Annotated in this window: 12 protein-coding genes; 7 read left to right on the plus strand and 5 right to left on the minus strand. The window is 73.7% G+C overall.

Translation table 11 applies throughout. From position 1 onward, the window contains the following. Nucleotides 1-166: 166 nt before the first annotated feature. Entirely contained in the window at nt 167-1,612 is a 1,446-nt protein-coding gene (locus tag ABD330_RS23480; RefSeq protein WP_344467937.1) for a purine-cytosine permease family protein, read from the plus strand. 72 nt (nt 1,613-1,684) lie between these two features. Here the strand turns inward: ABD330_RS23480 and ABD330_RS23485 are convergent, their stop codons facing one another. Beyond that, entirely contained in the window at nt 1,685-2,761 is a 1,077-nt protein-coding gene (locus ABD330_RS23485; RefSeq protein WP_344467938.1) for a glycosyltransferase family 4 protein, read from the minus strand. 203 nt (nt 2,762-2,964) lie between these two features. Between ABD330_RS23485 and ABD330_RS23490 the strand changes: the two genes are divergently transcribed. The 6 genes from ABD330_RS23490 (at nt 2,965) to ABD330_RS23515 (ending at nt 10,524) form a co-directional block, all read left to right on the plus strand. Continuing rightward, the gene (locus ABD330_RS23490; RefSeq protein ID WP_344467939.1) at nt 2,965-4,095 is read left to right on the plus strand and encodes a glycosyltransferase family 4 protein; all 1,131 of its coding nucleotides are present in this window, start codon (nt 2,965-2,967) and stop codon (nt 4,093-4,095) included. A gap of 206 nt (nt 4,096-4,301) precedes the next feature. Then, the gene (mscL, locus tag ABD330_RS23495; protein ID WP_344467940.1) at nt 4,302-4,757 is read left to right on the plus strand and encodes a large conductance mechanosensitive channel protein MscL; all 456 of its coding nucleotides are present in this window, start codon (nt 4,302-4,304) and stop codon (nt 4,755-4,757) included. 314 nt (nt 4,758-5,071) lie between these two features. Continuing rightward, nucleotides 5,072-5,854 carry a DUF6643 family protein gene (locus tag ABD330_RS32525; protein WP_425555620.1) on the plus strand — a complete coding sequence of 261 codons (783 nt, stop codon included), beginning with the start codon at nt 5,072-5,074 and terminating at the stop codon, nt 5,852-5,854. 208 nt (nt 5,855-6,062) lie between these two features. Beyond that, on the plus strand, nt 6,063-6,974 hold the full coding sequence (locus tag ABD330_RS23505; RefSeq protein WP_344467941.1) for an MOSC domain-containing protein: 912 nt from the start codon (nt 6,063-6,065) through the stop codon (nt 6,972-6,974). Nucleotides 6,975-7,243: 269 nt separating this feature from the next. Further along, on the plus strand, nt 7,244-9,646 hold the full coding sequence (locus ABD330_RS23510) for a right-handed parallel beta-helix repeat-containing protein (RefSeq protein ID WP_344467942.1): 2,403 nt from the start codon (nt 7,244-7,246) through the stop codon (nt 9,644-9,646). Between the two features lie 77 nt (nt 9,647-9,723). Further along, entirely contained in the window at nt 9,724-10,524 is an 801-nt protein-coding gene (locus tag ABD330_RS23515; RefSeq protein ID WP_344467974.1) for a DeoR/GlpR family DNA-binding transcription regulator, read from the plus strand. Between the two features lie 67 nt (nt 10,525-10,591). Here ABD330_RS23515 and ABD330_RS23520 read toward each other — a convergent pair whose 3' ends face one another. From ABD330_RS23520 to ABD330_RS23535, 4 genes are all read right to left on the minus strand, one after another. Further along, the gene (locus tag ABD330_RS23520) at nt 10,592-11,086 is read right to left on the minus strand and encodes a GNAT family N-acetyltransferase (protein ID WP_344467943.1); all 495 of its coding nucleotides are present in this window, start codon (nt 11,084-11,086) and stop codon (nt 10,592-10,594) included. 49 nt (nt 11,087-11,135) lie between these two features. After that, complete coding sequence (locus tag ABD330_RS23525) at nt 11,136-12,242, minus strand: PLP-dependent cysteine synthase family protein (RefSeq protein ID WP_344467944.1); 1,107 nt, start codon at nt 12,240-12,242, stop codon at nt 11,136-11,138. A 258-nt stretch (nt 12,243-12,500) separates the two neighbouring features. Then, nucleotides 12,501-12,758 carry a hypothetical protein gene (locus ABD330_RS23530; protein ID WP_344467945.1) on the minus strand — a complete coding sequence of 86 codons (258 nt, stop codon included), beginning with the start codon at nt 12,756-12,758 and terminating at the stop codon, nt 12,501-12,503. Nucleotides 12,759-12,858: 100 nt separating this feature from the next. Then, on the minus strand, nt 12,859-13,746 hold the full coding sequence (locus tag ABD330_RS23535) for a PhzF family phenazine biosynthesis protein (protein ID WP_344467946.1): 888 nt from the start codon (nt 13,744-13,746) through the stop codon (nt 12,859-12,861). Nucleotides 13,747-13,912: the final 166 nt, after the last annotated feature.

The raw sequence follows: 13,912 nt of genomic DNA on the forward strand, positions 1-13,912 counted from the left end.
CAGACACACCGGGGCGGTACCACCCTCGCCCTGGACGATCGGCCATTGTGCCGGGAGCCGGCCGCCGCGAATCATGGACGAGCCGGCCGCCCGCCCCCTGGCCGGCCGTCACCGGCCGCCCGTCCCCCGTCGGGCCGCCGTGTCGAGGACCAGGAAGACCTTCTCCATGTCGCACACCCCCTCCGCCCCGCTGATCGAACAGCGCGGTGTCGAGACAGTCCCCGAGGCCGAGCGCACCAGCACCCCGCGCGACGTGCTCAGCATCCTGGTCGGCTCCAACCTCGCCTTCGGCGTGGTGGTCTTCGGCTGGCTGCCGGTCTCGTTCGGCCTCTCGTTCTGGGCCGCCGCCACCTCGCTGGTGCTCGGCACCGCGCTCGGCATCCTGCTGACGGCGCCGCTGGCCCTGATCTCGCTGCGCAGCGCGACCAACCTCTCGACCAGCAGCGGCGCGCACTTCGGCGTCCGGGGCCGGCTGATCGGCTCGGTGGTCGGCCTGCTGCTCTCGCTGGGCTACACCGCCCTGTCGCTCTGGGTCGGCGGCGACGTGGTGGTCGGCGCCCTGAACCGGATGCTCGGCCTGCCGACGGACGGCGCCGCGTACGTGGTGACGTACTCGGTGCTGGCCGCGCTCAGCGCGACGGCGGCGGTCTTCGGCTACCGGCTGCTGCTGAAGCTGGAGAAGGTGCTGATGTGGGCGATGTCCGGCCTGCTGCTGGCCGGTCTGATCGCCTTCGCGCCGCACTTCAGCGCCTCCGCGCACGGCACGTACCTGCTCGGCGGCTTCTGGCCGACCTGGCTGCTCGCGGTGGTCTCGGCCGGGCTGAGCGGCCCGATCGCGTTCATCACCCTGCTCGGCGACTACACCCGGTACGTCTCCCCGGCCCGGCACAGTTCGCGCAGGGTGCTGTGGGCGACGGCCGGCGGGCTGTTCCTGGGGCTGCTGATCCCGCAGCTGTTCGGCACCTTCACCGCCGTCGCGACCGGCGCCGGAAGCAACTACGTGGCGGGCCTGCTGGCCGGCGCCCCCGCCTGGTTCCTGCTCCCGCTACTGGTCAACGGGCTGTTGGGCAGTGCGGGCAACACCGGTCTGATGCTCTACAGCATGGGCCTGGACCTGGACGCCATCCTGCCGCGCGCCACCCGGCTCCAGGCCACCTACGTGGTCGCGGCGATGGCGACGGTCCTGGTCTTCCTCGGCCACTTCGTCTGGAGCGCGCAGGACGCGGTGACCTCCTTCGTCCTGGTGCTCACCGCGATCGGCACGCCCTGGGCGGTCATCACCCTGATCGGCTTCAAGCGCTGCAGGGGTGACTACGACCGGCAGTCGCTCCAGGTGCTCAACCAGCGCACCCGGGGCGGCATCTACTGGTACCGGGCGGGCTGGAACGTCCCGGCCACGACGGCCTGGGCCGTCGGCAGCGCGGTGGGGCTGTGCGCGGTGAACACGCCCGTCTACCAGGGCCCGCTGCTCCCGTACACCGGCGGGATCGACGTCAGCTTCCTGCTCTCGGGCCTGGTCGCGGCCGGCTGCTACCTGGTCCTCTCCCGCCACTCGCGCGGCCGCGCGGGCACCGTACGGCCGGCCGTCGAGAGCACTCGGGCCCCGGTGTGACCGGGCGCGCCGCCGCGTGGGTGCGGGTGGCGGGCGGCAACCGGTCTGCCCGGCAAGGGGGTTGTGGCCGGGTCAGCGTCCGGCCACCTGCTGGAGCAGCAACTGCCAGGCGTCGGTGACCACGGCCAGGTCGAACCGGGCGAGGGCGCGCTCCCGGGCGGCCGCGCCGAGTTCGGCGCTGCCGGCCAGCACCTTGCCGAGGGCCTCGGCGAGCGCCGGGGCGTCCCCGGGCGGGACGAGTGCCCCGGTCACGCCGTCCAGGACGAGGTCGCGGACCCACCCCACGTCGGTGGCGACGGCGGGCAGCCCGGCGAGGGTGCCCTCGATCAGCGCGCCGGGTACGCCCTCGCTGTCGCTGGTGAGCAGCAGGGCGTCGGCGGCGCGGTAGAGCGGCGCGGAGTCGGCGAGCCGCCCGAGGAAGTGGGCCCGGCCGGTGCGGTCGGCGCGGCGGTCCGGCAGCGGGCAGTCGCCCGCCACCGCCAGGTGCACGTCGGGGAGGCGCTCCAGCACGTCGAGGGCGAGGTCGAACCGCTTCTCGGCCGCGTCCGAGCCGATCCAGGCGACCAGCGGCCCCCGCGGCGGCAGCCCCAGCAGCTCCCGCGCACAGCGGCGCTCCTCGGCGCTCCCGGCGGGCCGGAACCGTTCGGTGGCCCGGCCGTTGGGGATGGTCCGGACCCGGGCGGCGGGCAGCCGGCAGCTCTGGATCAGCGCCTGCCGGGCGCCGTCGGAGATCGCCGAGACGGCGGCGGCGCAGTGCGCGAAGGCGGCCAGCCAGAGCCTGCGGGCCCGCCCGCCCGGGCAGTACCGGGGGTCACCGCTGGTCACGTACACGAAAGGCGTCCCGCTGCCGAGGAGCCCGAGCGCGCACGCCTGCAGGGTGGTGGAGCCGTGCGCGACGACCACGTCGGCCTCGCGGGCGGCGGCCCGCAGGGCGCGCAGGGTGACGGGGTGGCAGGCGGACGGCCCGAGCACCGGGATGCCGTCGGCCGGGGAGCCCGCCGGGTCGGGGCGGAGGGCGCGCAGGTCGGACGGCTGGCCCCGGCGGAGCAGCTCGGCGTGCAGGTCACGGGCGAGGTTCTGGGCACCGGACCGCCCGGGATCGGTGACCAGGTGGAGCACGCGGGGTGGAGCTGACGCGGCGTCGGACATGTCCCGACCCTGACACAGGCCGCACGGGCGCGCAGGCGGTTCGGGGAAGCGGTCCGGGCCGGGCGGGCCCGGCCTGGGCTATTCCCTGGCGGGCGGCCCTCGCGACCTGGGATGCTGATCCCCAGTCAGGGCGTACGGGGGTCGGGAGAGCCGTCGGACGCCGCGGAACGCGGGTCGTCGGCCGGGGGGTCACTGCTGTGCGCGTGCTCTATGTGATCGACAGCCTGGGCAGGGTCGGCGGCGCCCAGCAGGGCCTGGTCTCGATGGCCCCGCAGCTGGTGCGGGCGGGTGTGCGACTGGACGTGGCGTACCTCGCCGATTCATCCGACGGCTTCCAGACCGAGCTGACGGCCGCCGGGGCGAGCGTCTTCGGCGTGCACCGTCCGAACCGGGCGCGGACCGCCCTCGCGCTGCGCCGGCTGGTGCGGCAGCGCGGGCCCGAGCTGGTGCACACCACGCTGTACGAGTCGGACGTGCTCGGGCGCGCGGCGGCGCTGGCGACCGGTACGCCGGTGGTGTCGAGCCTGGTCAACCCCTGGTACGGCCCCGAGCACCTGCACGCCCGGGGCGGGCGGCCGTGGCAGGTGCGGGCCGCGCAGGCGGCGGACGCCGCGACGGCGCAGGGCACCCGGCGGTTCCACGCGCTGAGCGGGTACGTCGCGCAGGTGATGGCCCGGCGGCTGCGGATCGCGCGGGACCGGATCGACGTGGTGCCGCACGGCCGCGACCCGGAGCTGCTCGGTACGGTGACGCCCGAGCGCCGGGCGGCGGTGCGGGCGGCGCTGGGGCTGGCGGAGGGGACGCCGGTGGTGCTGGCGGCGGCGCGGCAGGACTACCAGAAGGGTCTGGACGTCCTGCTGGAGGCCTGGCCGCTGGTGCTGCGGGACGCGCCGGAGGCGGTGCTGCTGCTCGCGGGCGGCCCCGGCGCGGAGACCGCCCGGCTGCGGGCGCTCGCCGAGTCGGCGGGCCGGGTGCGCTTCCTGGGTCCGCGCGCGGACGTGTTCGACCTGATGGCGGCGGCGGACGCGGTCGCCGTGCCGTCGCGCTGGGAGGGCCTGGGGAGCACCGCGCTGGAGGCGATGGGCGTCGGCGTCCCGCTGGTCTGCTCGGACGTGGCGGCCCTGCGGGAGACGGTCGGCTCGGAGGACTACGCCCGGCTGGTCCCGCCGGAGCGCCCGGCGGAGCTGGCCGCCGCGCTGCTGGACACCCTCACCGACCGGGAGGCGGCGTCGGTGCGGGTCAGGTCGGCCCGGGCCAGGTTCCTGACCCGCTTCACGCTGCACCAGGTGTCCGGGCAGATCGTGGACTTCTACGAGCGCGCGCTGCGGCGGTAGGCCGCCACCCTGCGACCGGTTCCGGCCGTACGCAAAGGGCCGTTGCGGCGGGCGGGCCGAGCGGCCCGGTTCCGCCGGGCGTTAGGCAGTTCGGGTGAACTCGGTTGGACCACACGGCCGTTGAGTCGGAAGGATGGCCCGCCGGGCCTGCTGGCCCCTTCGACAGGCCGGTCCGCCGGCCTCCGCACCCGCATTGGAGTCACCCGGTGTTCAAGGGATTCCGCAGCTTCCTGCTGCGTGGAAACGTGGTGGACCTCGCCGTCGGTATCGTCATCGGCGCCGCCTTCACCGCCGTCGTCACCGGGTTCGTCACGGCCTTCCTCACGCCGTTGATCGGCGTCGCCACCGGCACCATCGGCGACTTCACCAAGAAGGCGTTCAGCATCGCGGGCACCACCTTCCCGTACGGCGCCTTCCTGAACGCCCTGATCAGCTTCCTGCTGGTCAGCGCGGTGATCTACTTCGTGGTGGTGCTGCCGGTCGGCAAGCTGCAGGCGCGCTTCGAGCCCGTCAAGGACACGCCGGTCGCCAAGACCGACTGCCCGGAGTGCCTGAGCACCATCCCGGCCGCCGCCGTCCGCTGCTCGTTCTGCACCTGCGGGCTGGCGGGCCGTCCCGGCTTCCCGGCGCAGCTGCAGGTCCAGGCGCTGCAGAACCGCTGACCGGCCCGCCCGTCCGGCAGGCCCTCCGGACCGTCGCACGGGCGTCCGGGGGGCTTGCCGCTGCCGCCCGCGCGCCCTCGACCGGACAGTGGGGCGCCACAGGGCGCTCGAATCGACCTATTCGTCCACTGTTCGACTGTTCATCGGACGGTTGTCGACCCGCCGACCGACGGATCCTTGGCCTGAATTTAACGCCGAAATGTCCGATCTTCACATATTCGAGAGTTATGTTCGAGCGAAGACTCTGTAAACACTCGAACTCCTGGGCCTCCCACTCTCCTCAGCAGGCGCATTGTGGGCTTACGGTATGCCCCATGACCTCGCCCCGCTCCTACGACGGAGTCGGCTACCCCTCTCCGTCCTTCTCGTCCGGCACGCCCATCTACGACAGCCTGGTCGCAGAGCGCGGTGTCCCCCAGATCGCCCCCATCAACGTGCCGGCGGCGCTGCCCCCAGCCCTGTCCGCCGGTTACCAGGCGGGCTTCGGCACCACTCACAGCCAGGGCTACGGCTCGCAGGGCTTCGACAGCCCCGCGAGCAACCTGCCCGCGCTGCCCCCCGCCCGCCTCGCGCTCGGCCCCGGCCCGAGCAGTGGCGCCCCCACCACGTACATCCCGGCGCAGCCCGGCACCTACGCCGTGCCGCCGCAGCCGCCGATGCCCGGGTACGGCAGCCCCCAGCAGTACGCGCAGCGGCCGCCCACCCCGGCCCCGGCGTTCCAGCAGCAGGCCGGCGGCTTCCAGAACGGCGGCCAGAACGGCCAGAGCTTCGGCGGCCAGAACACCTTCGCCACCGCGCCGCAGGGCTTCGGCGGCCAGGGCTTCGGTGGGCAGACCTTCGGCGGCCAGGGCTTCGGCAGCCAGCCCGCCGGTGCCCAGCAGGGCTTCGGCCAGCAGGGCTTCGCCGGCCAGGGCGGCAACGGCCAGGCGTACGGCGGTCAGCCGCAGCAGAGCTTCGGCGACCAGAGCTTCGGCGGCAACCAGCTCCGCCCGGCCGCGCCGGTCGCACCCGTCCGCCCCGTCCCGCAGGCCCGCCCCGCGCAGTACGGCGAGCAGGCGCAGTACCCGCAGGCCGGCTTCCAGGGGAACGCCTACTGAGTCCTGCCGCACCACCGCCCGCACATCGGGCACCCGGTGAAGGAGGGGGCCGGGTGCACCGAGGGCGCAGGTCGTCCCGAGGGCCGTCCGGACCACCGCTGCACAGCAGTGGCGGTCCGGACGGCCCTCGCGCACAAGGGCTCCCGTCCGTTCCGCACAGTCGGGCCCTCACACGCACGGGTGACGGACCGACTGGCAGGATGGGCCCATGCCTCAGTTGACCGGCCTCCACGTCTACCCGCTCAAGTCCGCCTACCGGCTCAGTCCCGAGAGCGCCCAGGTCGAACCCTGGGGCCTGACCGGCGACCGCCGGTGGATGCTGGCCGACGAGACCGGCCGGGTCGTCACCCAGCGCGACGAGCCCGCCCTCGGCCGGCTCCGCGTGATGCCCTCGCCGGACGGCTCGCTGACGGTCACCGCCCCCGACGGCTCCCGGCTGGAGGTCGTCGCACCGTCCGCCCGGGCCGGCGCGGAGGTCGTCGACGCGAGCGTCTTCGCCTCGACCTTCACCGCCGCCGTGGCGGACAAGGAGGCCGCGGACTGGTTCAGCGAGCGCTTCGGCGAGCGGTTCGGCCCGCTGCGGCTGCTGCACCTGGACGATCCGCTGAGCCGGGCCGTCGACCCCGAGTTCGCGGGCCCGGGCGACACCGTCAGCATGGCCGACGGCTACCCCCTGCTGCTCGCCACCACCGCCTCGCTGACCGCACTGAACACCCTGATCGCCGAGGACCACCCGGACGACGAGCGCAAGGCCGCCGCGCTGCCGATGGAGCGCTTCCGTCCGAACCTGGTGGTCACCGGCACCGAGGCCTGGGCCGAGGAGGGCTGGCGGCGGATCCGGGTCGGCGAGGTCACCTTCCGGGTGGCCAAGCCCTGCGGCCGCTGCGTGGTCACCACCACCGACCAGGAGACCGGCGAGCGCCGGGGCCCCGAGCCGCTGCGGGCGCTCGGACGGCACCGCCGCTTCGGCAAGCGGCTCGTCTTCGGCCAGCACCTGATCCCCGAGCGCCCGGCGCACCCGGAGCGCCCGGCCGGCGACCTGCTCGGCACGGTCCGGATCGGTGACGAGGTGACCGTCCTGGAGCAGGGCCCGCTGCCGGTGCCGGATCAGCGGGACTGACGGACCGGCGAGGCCGGCGGCTCGGCGGCTGACAGCCTGACCGGCTGCCGGACCGGCGGAGCTGACAGAGCTGACAGAACTGACGGCGAGCCGGCCCGCCGGGAAAGCCGAATCGGTACCGGCGAGCCGGAACCGAAAGCCTGCTCGCTCGTTGTAGTACGTGAGCGACCGGGACGACGGCGCGGCGCGCGCTACGGTGGGCACGTCGGCGCGAGCGGGCTACGCGCAGGGTCTCGACGAACTCGACGAAGGTGGGGTGACGGATCGCCATGGGTGAGTACCGGGTCCGGGTCACGCAGGACAGCGCCTCACGGTGGCGCCGGCGCGCCGGGGAGTACGAGACGCTCCGCGAGGCCCTCGCCGCCGCCGAGCCCGGTGACACCGTGACCGTCCGGCCCGGGACGTTCCGGGAGAACCTGCTGATCGACAAGCGGGTCACGGTCCTGCCCGCCGAGGGCCCCGGCACCGTGCGGATCGACCCGCCGTCCGGGGTCCCGATCACCGTCACGGCGGCGGCGATCGTCCGCGACCTGGTGATCGAGGGCTCGGAGAGCTCCCTCCCGGCGGTGCTGGTGAGCGGACCGGAGGCCGCGGTCGAGCTGACCGGCTGCCGGGTGGAGACCCGGTCCGCCGTCGGTGTGGAGATCGCCGACCGGGCGGACGCGACCCTGCGCGGATGCACCGTCAGCAACCCCTCGGGCCTCGGCATCCGGGTGCGCTCGCAGGCCACCGCACTGGTCGAGGACTGCGAGGTGCTGGACGCCGGGCAGGCCGGGCTCGCGGTGCTCGGCGGCGCCAGCGCCCGGCTGGAGCGCTGCCGGCTGCACCACGCGAGCGGCGCCGGGGTGCTGCTCGCCGACCCGGGCAGCACCGCCGAGCTGGCCGGCTGCGAGATCTACGAGATCCGGGGCAGCGGGGTGCAGGCCGAGTCGCAGTCCAGGGGCCGGCTCGCCGACTGCGAGATCCACCGGGTCACCGGGAACGGGCTCACCCTGGACACCGAGGCCGAGCTGACCCTGACCGGCTGCCGGGTGCACACCCTCCCGGAGAACGCCGCCGACCTGCGCGGGCGCTCCCGGCTGACGCTGGAGCAGACCACCGTCCGTGACTTCGGCCGGGGCGCGCTCTCGGTCTGGGACCAGGGCACCCAGGCGGAGGCCAGCGGCAGCGAGATCCACTCCAGCACCGGCGACTACCCCGCCGTCTGGGTCAGCGACGGTGCTCAGCTCACCCTCACCGACTGCTCGCTGCACGACCTCCCGGACGCCCTGTTCGTGCTGGACCGGGAGTCCCGGGCCACCGCGAAGGACTGCTCGTTCAGCCGGATCCGCAGCTCGGCGGTCTCGGTCAGCGGTGGCGCCACCGTCTCGCTGGCGGACTGCCGGATCCAGGAGGCCGGCACCGGGCTCTGGTTCCGCGACCACGGCAGCGGCGGGCGGCTGACGGGGTGTGAGATCTCCGAGGTCGCCACCGGAGTGATCGTCACCAAGGGCGCCGACCCCGAGCTGCGCGAGTGCACCGTGCGCGGCAGCACCGACGCCGCCGTGTACGTCTCGGCCCAGGGCAAGGGCAGCTTCGAGGACTGCCGGGTCTCGCACGGCAAGGGCTTCGGCTTCCACATCATCGACGGCTGCCGCACCGCGCTGACCCGCTGCCGGGCCGAGCAGAACGGCCGCGCGGGCTTCGAGTTCTCCGAGCCGGGCCCGGTCACCGAGGGCTGCACCTCGGACGACGTCGCCCCGCCGGTGGCCGAGGTCCCGGCGCCGCGTACCGCGCAGCAGACCACCGCGCTGACCACCGCCGCAGCCGCCGCGACCGCCCGGATCGCGCCGATCCCCGACTGCCGCCCCGCCGACGAGGCGCTCGCCGAACTGGACGCGCTGATCGGGCTGGCCACCGTGAAGCAGGAGGTCCGGACGCTGATCGACCTGATCTCGGTCGGCCGCCGGCGCCGCCAGGCCGGGCTGAAGGCCCCCTCGCTCCGCCGCCACCTGGTCTTCACCGGCTCCCCCGGCACCGGCAAGACCACCGTCGCCCGCCTCTACGGCGAGATCCTGGCCTCGCTCGGCGTGCTCCAGCAGGGCCACCTGGTCGAGGTCGCCCGGGTCGACCTGGTCGGCGAGCACATCGGCTCGACCGCGATCCGTACCCAGGCCGCCTTCGACAAGGCCCGGGGCGGCGTGCTCTTCATCGACGAGGCGTACGCGCTGGCGCCCGAGGACGGCGCCCGGGACTTCGGGCGCGAGGCGATCGACACCCTGGTCAAGCTGATGGAGGACCACCGCGACGAGGTGGTGGTGATCGTGGCCGGCTACACGTTGGAGATGGAGCGCTTCCTCTCCGCCAACCCCGGGGTCTCCTCGCGGTTCTCCCGCACCATCACCTTCCCCGACTACACCGCCGCCGAGCTGCTCCAGATCGCCCGCTCCCAGTGCGCCGAGCACGAGTACGAGCTGGGCGAGGGCACGCCCGGCGCGCTGCTGGAGCACTTCTCCACGATGGAGCGCGGGCCCGGCTTCGGCAACGGGCGGACGGCCCGTCAGGTCTTCGAGACCATGGTCGAACGGCACGCGATGCGGGTCGCCCAGCTCGACGACCCGTCCACCGAGGAGCTCCAGTTGCTCGTCCCGGCGGATCTTCCGGCGCGGGAGTCTGCGAGGATGGCGCAGTAGCCCCACAGGCGGCACCCGTCCCACACGCGTGGAAGTGGTACCGGATGCAGCAGGACCGGATCGGGAGGGTCGACCGGATGGCCGACAACAGCAATCTGCTCGCCGAACAGCGCCGCGCGCTGATCCTGGACGAGGTACGGCGGCGCGGCGGGGTGCGGGTCAACGAGCTGACCCGGCGGCTGAACGTCTCCGACATGACGATCCGCCGGGACCTGGACGCGCTGGCCAAGGCGGGTGTGATCGAGAAGGTGCACGGCGGCGCGGTGGTGGTCGAGGAGGCCCGCACCCACGAGCCCGGCTTCGAGGCCAAGTCCGCGCTGGAGCTCTCCGCCAAGGAGGAGATCGCCCGGGCCGCCGCCCGGCTGGTCACCGCCGGCAGCGCGATCGCGCTCTCCGGCGGCACCACCACCTTCGCCCTCGCCCAGCACCTCACCGAGATCGAGCAGTTGACGGTGGTCACCAACTCCGTCCGGGTCGCCGACGTCTTCGAACGGGCGCAGCGCCAGAGCGGTGCGCCCGGCGCGACGGTGGTGCTGACCGGCGGGGTGCGGACGCCCTCCGACTCCCTGGTCGGGCCGGTCGCGGACCGGGCGATCCGCTCGCTCCACTTCGACCTGCTCTTCCTCGGCGCCCACGGCCTCTCCCCCGAGGCCGGCCTCTCCACCCCCAACCTCGCGGAGGCGGAGACCAACCGGAACTTCGTGGCCTCGGCCCGCCGTGTGGTCACCGTCGCCGACCACACCAAGTGGGGCATCGTCGGCCTGTCCACCTTCGCCGAACTGGCCGACGTGGACACCTGGGTGACCGACGCGGCGCTGCCCGCGGAGGCGGCCGAGGCCGCCCGCGAGCACGTCCGTGAGCTGATCCTCGCGGGATGAGCCGCCCTCCGGGGGAGCCTGCGGGCTGCTCCAGGGGCGCGCGCCCCTGGAGGAGCGCGCGGGTCTGCTAGCCGAGCGGGAGCTCGTAGTACTTGAGCTGCTCGTCCTCGCGGACGAAGCTCAGACCCGCCGAGAGCATCACGCGCTGGGACGGGATGTTGTCCAGGTCGGTGTTGCCGAGGAACTTGGCCACGCCCTGCTCGCGGGCGAGTTCGATCATGCGGCGGACGGCCTCGACGGCATAGCCCTGACGCCGGGCGGACTCGGCCAGGCCGTAGCCGATCTCGACGGCGCCGTCCTCGTCCGGACCGCCGTGGAAGCCGATGCCGCCGATGGCCAGGCCGTCCGAGGCCCGGCGTATCTCGTAGCCGCCGAAGGGGTGCGGGTCGCCGTAGGCCTCGGCGGCGTTGGCGAACATCCGGGCGCCCGTCCGCTCGCCCTCGGCCGGGTAGTCGGGAGCCCAGTTGTGCTCGGGACCGCGCTCGGCGGCCTCGACCTGCCGGGCCTCCGCGACGGTGAAGGGGTGCAGGACGAGACGGTCGGTCAGAAGATCTTGGTTCATGACAGGTTGACTATCACACCGATCGGACCGTCGGCCAGGGGTTTAGCTCTCAGTCGAGCCGGTCGGCGGCGCCGTCGAGGAAACGTTCCAGCATGGTCCGGTACGGCGCGATGTCGATGTCCTGCTCGGCCAGCCAGGCGTCGGAGTAGTACTTGTCGAGGTAGCGGTCGCCCGGGTCGCAGATCAGGGTGACGACGCTGCCGCGCTCCCCCGCCGCCCGCATCTCCGCGACGATCCGCAGCGCGCTCCACAGACCGGTGCCGGTGGAGGCGCCCGCCTTCTTGCCGAGCACGTTCTCCAGCACCCGCATGCCGGCGATCGAGGCCGCGTCGGGCACCCGCATCATCCGGTCGATGGCGCCGGGCACGAAGCTGGGCTCCATCCGGGGGCGGCCGATGCCCTCGATCCGCGAGCCCTGCTCGCAGACCGCCGCCGGGTCGTGGCCGGTCCAGCCCTCGAAGAAGCAGGAGTTCTCCGGGTCGGCGACGCAGATCCGGGTGTCGTGCTGGAGGTAGTGCACGTAGCGGGCGATGGTGGCGGAGGTGCCGCCGGTACCGGCCGTCGCGACGATCCAGGCGGGCTCGGGGTGCGGTTCCAGCCTCAGCTGGGCGAAGATCGACTCGGCGATGTTGTTGTTGCCGCGCCAGTCGGTGGCCCGCTCGGCGTAGGTGAACTGGTCCATGTAGTGGCCGCCGGTCTCCTCGGCCAGCCGGGCGGACACCTCGTACACCTCACCGGGATTGTCGACAAGGTGACAGCTGCCGCCCTGGAACTCGATCAGGTCGATCTTGGCGGGGCTGGTGCTCTTGGCCATCACCGCGATGAACGGCACACCGATCAGCTTGGCGAAGTACGCCTCGGAGACGGCGGTCGAGCCACTGGAGGCCTCGATCACCGGCTTGCCCGGGCGGATCCACCCGTTGCAGAGACCGTAGAGGAAGAGCGAGCGGGCGAGCCGGTGCTTCAGGCTGCCCGTCGGGTGGGTGGACTCGTCCTTGAGGTAGAGGTCGACCCCCCACCCCTCCGGGAGCGGGAAGCGCAGCAGGTGGGTGTCGGCCGAGCGGTTGGCGTCGGCCTGCACCTTGCGGACGGCCTCCTTGAGCCAGGCCCGGTAGGTGGCATCGGTACGGTCCACGTCAGCGGTCACGGCAGCCATCACGCATCTCCTCGGTTCCGCCGGGTGATCCCCGACTCCTACCGAGTGTAACAATCAATGACGATAAGTGACTGTTACGGTAACCATAGGTTCCGCTTAGAGGATCAGCCGGGCGACCCAGGGACATTCATGCGGCGAAGGGTGCGGCTGCGCCCAGCTCCGCCCGGGGAGCGGACGGCCCCGGCACGCGCCAGGGGCGCGGGCCCCGCCGGACGAACCGACGGGCCCCGCGCCCCTGTACTGCCGCCGACCGCGCCGCTACTCGGCGGCGCCGGCCTGGCTCGCGCTCCAGCCGGGCAGCTCGTACAGCCCGGTCTCGACCCGGGTGAGGTAGCCGCCCCGGCAGAGCTCCTGAAGGTCCCGGCGCGGGACGCGCGGCTCCGGACGGACGTCGTACGTCTCCCGGGCCCGCTGCCAGTCCCACTGGCCGCCCGCCGCGCGGATGGCCTCCAGGAGGCGCTGCCTGCGCTCGATTGCTCCGATGATCTGCACGGTCTCTGGTACCTCACTGCTCAAGCTCAGGGTTGTCGCGCCACGGTTCCGGTACTCCCGGGGCGAACGAATTGTACGACCACCCGGCGCCCACCGCCGGTGGAGGCGTCCGCCACCAGGGAACCTACCGGCCCTGCTCCGGGATCCGGACGCCGGTGCCGCTGACCCGCACCCGCAGGTCGTCCGTCCTGAGCTCCACCCGCAGCAGCCCCGGGCGGCCGAGGTCGGCGCCCTGGTGCAGCGTCAGCACGGCCGGCGCCGTGACCGCGCCCTGCTCGCGCAGGTACGCGCCGAAGGCGGCCGCCGCCGCGCCCGTGGCCGGGTCCTCGACCACGCCGCCGACCGGGAAGGGGTTGCGGACGTGGAAGGTGTCGGCGGACTCCCGCCAGACCAGCTGCAGGGTGACCAGGTCGAGCCCGGTCATGAAGCGGGCCAGCCGCTCGAAGTCGTAGGCGAGGTCGGCGAGCCGCTCACGGGTCGCGGCGGCGATCACCAGGTGCCGGGCACCGGCGTAGCCGATCCGGGGCGGCAGGGCCGGGTCCAGCTCCTGCGGGTCCCAGCCGAGCGCGGCCAGCGCCTCGGCGATCTCGGCCTCGGTGACGTCGACGACGTGCGGCTCGACGCTGGTCAGCGTCGCCTCCAGGGCGCCGTCGGGTCCGGCCGTGACCTCGACCGGCACCTCGCCCGCCTTGGTCCGGAACAGCACCCGGCCCGGACCGATCCGCTCGGCCAGCGCCACGGCGGCGGCCACCGTGGCGTGTCCGCAGAACGGCACCTCGGCCAGCGGGCTGAAGTAGCGGACGGCGTAGCTGCGCTCCTGCTGGTCCGCCGTCAGGAAGGCCGTCTCCGAGTAGCCGAGTTCGGCGGCGATGGCGAGCTGCTCCGCGTCGTCCAGGCCCGTGGCGTCCGGCACCACCCCGGCGGGGTTGCCGCCGGCGGGGTCGGCGGAGAAGGCCACGTAGCGCAGGATCTCGGGAGTACTCGTGGCGGTGGCGCCGGAATAAGATGTCATGCCTGGTCGCAACACCAGTCCCACCCGTACCATTCCTCACTCGCCGACAGGGAGCGCCGCGCGAGCCGACCTTGACGGTCCGTCACCGCCTCAGGAGGACCACGCGGGGCTGCGCCGGACGGGTGGGCCTTGCCCGTGCCGCCCGATATGCGGGATTTGCCCCGGT

Origin of the sequence: Kitasatospora kazusensis (assembly GCF_039529945.1) — a bacterium.
GTDB classification, from domain to species: domain Bacteria; phylum Actinomycetota; class Actinomycetes; order Streptomycetales; family Streptomycetaceae; genus Kitasatospora; species Kitasatospora kazusensis.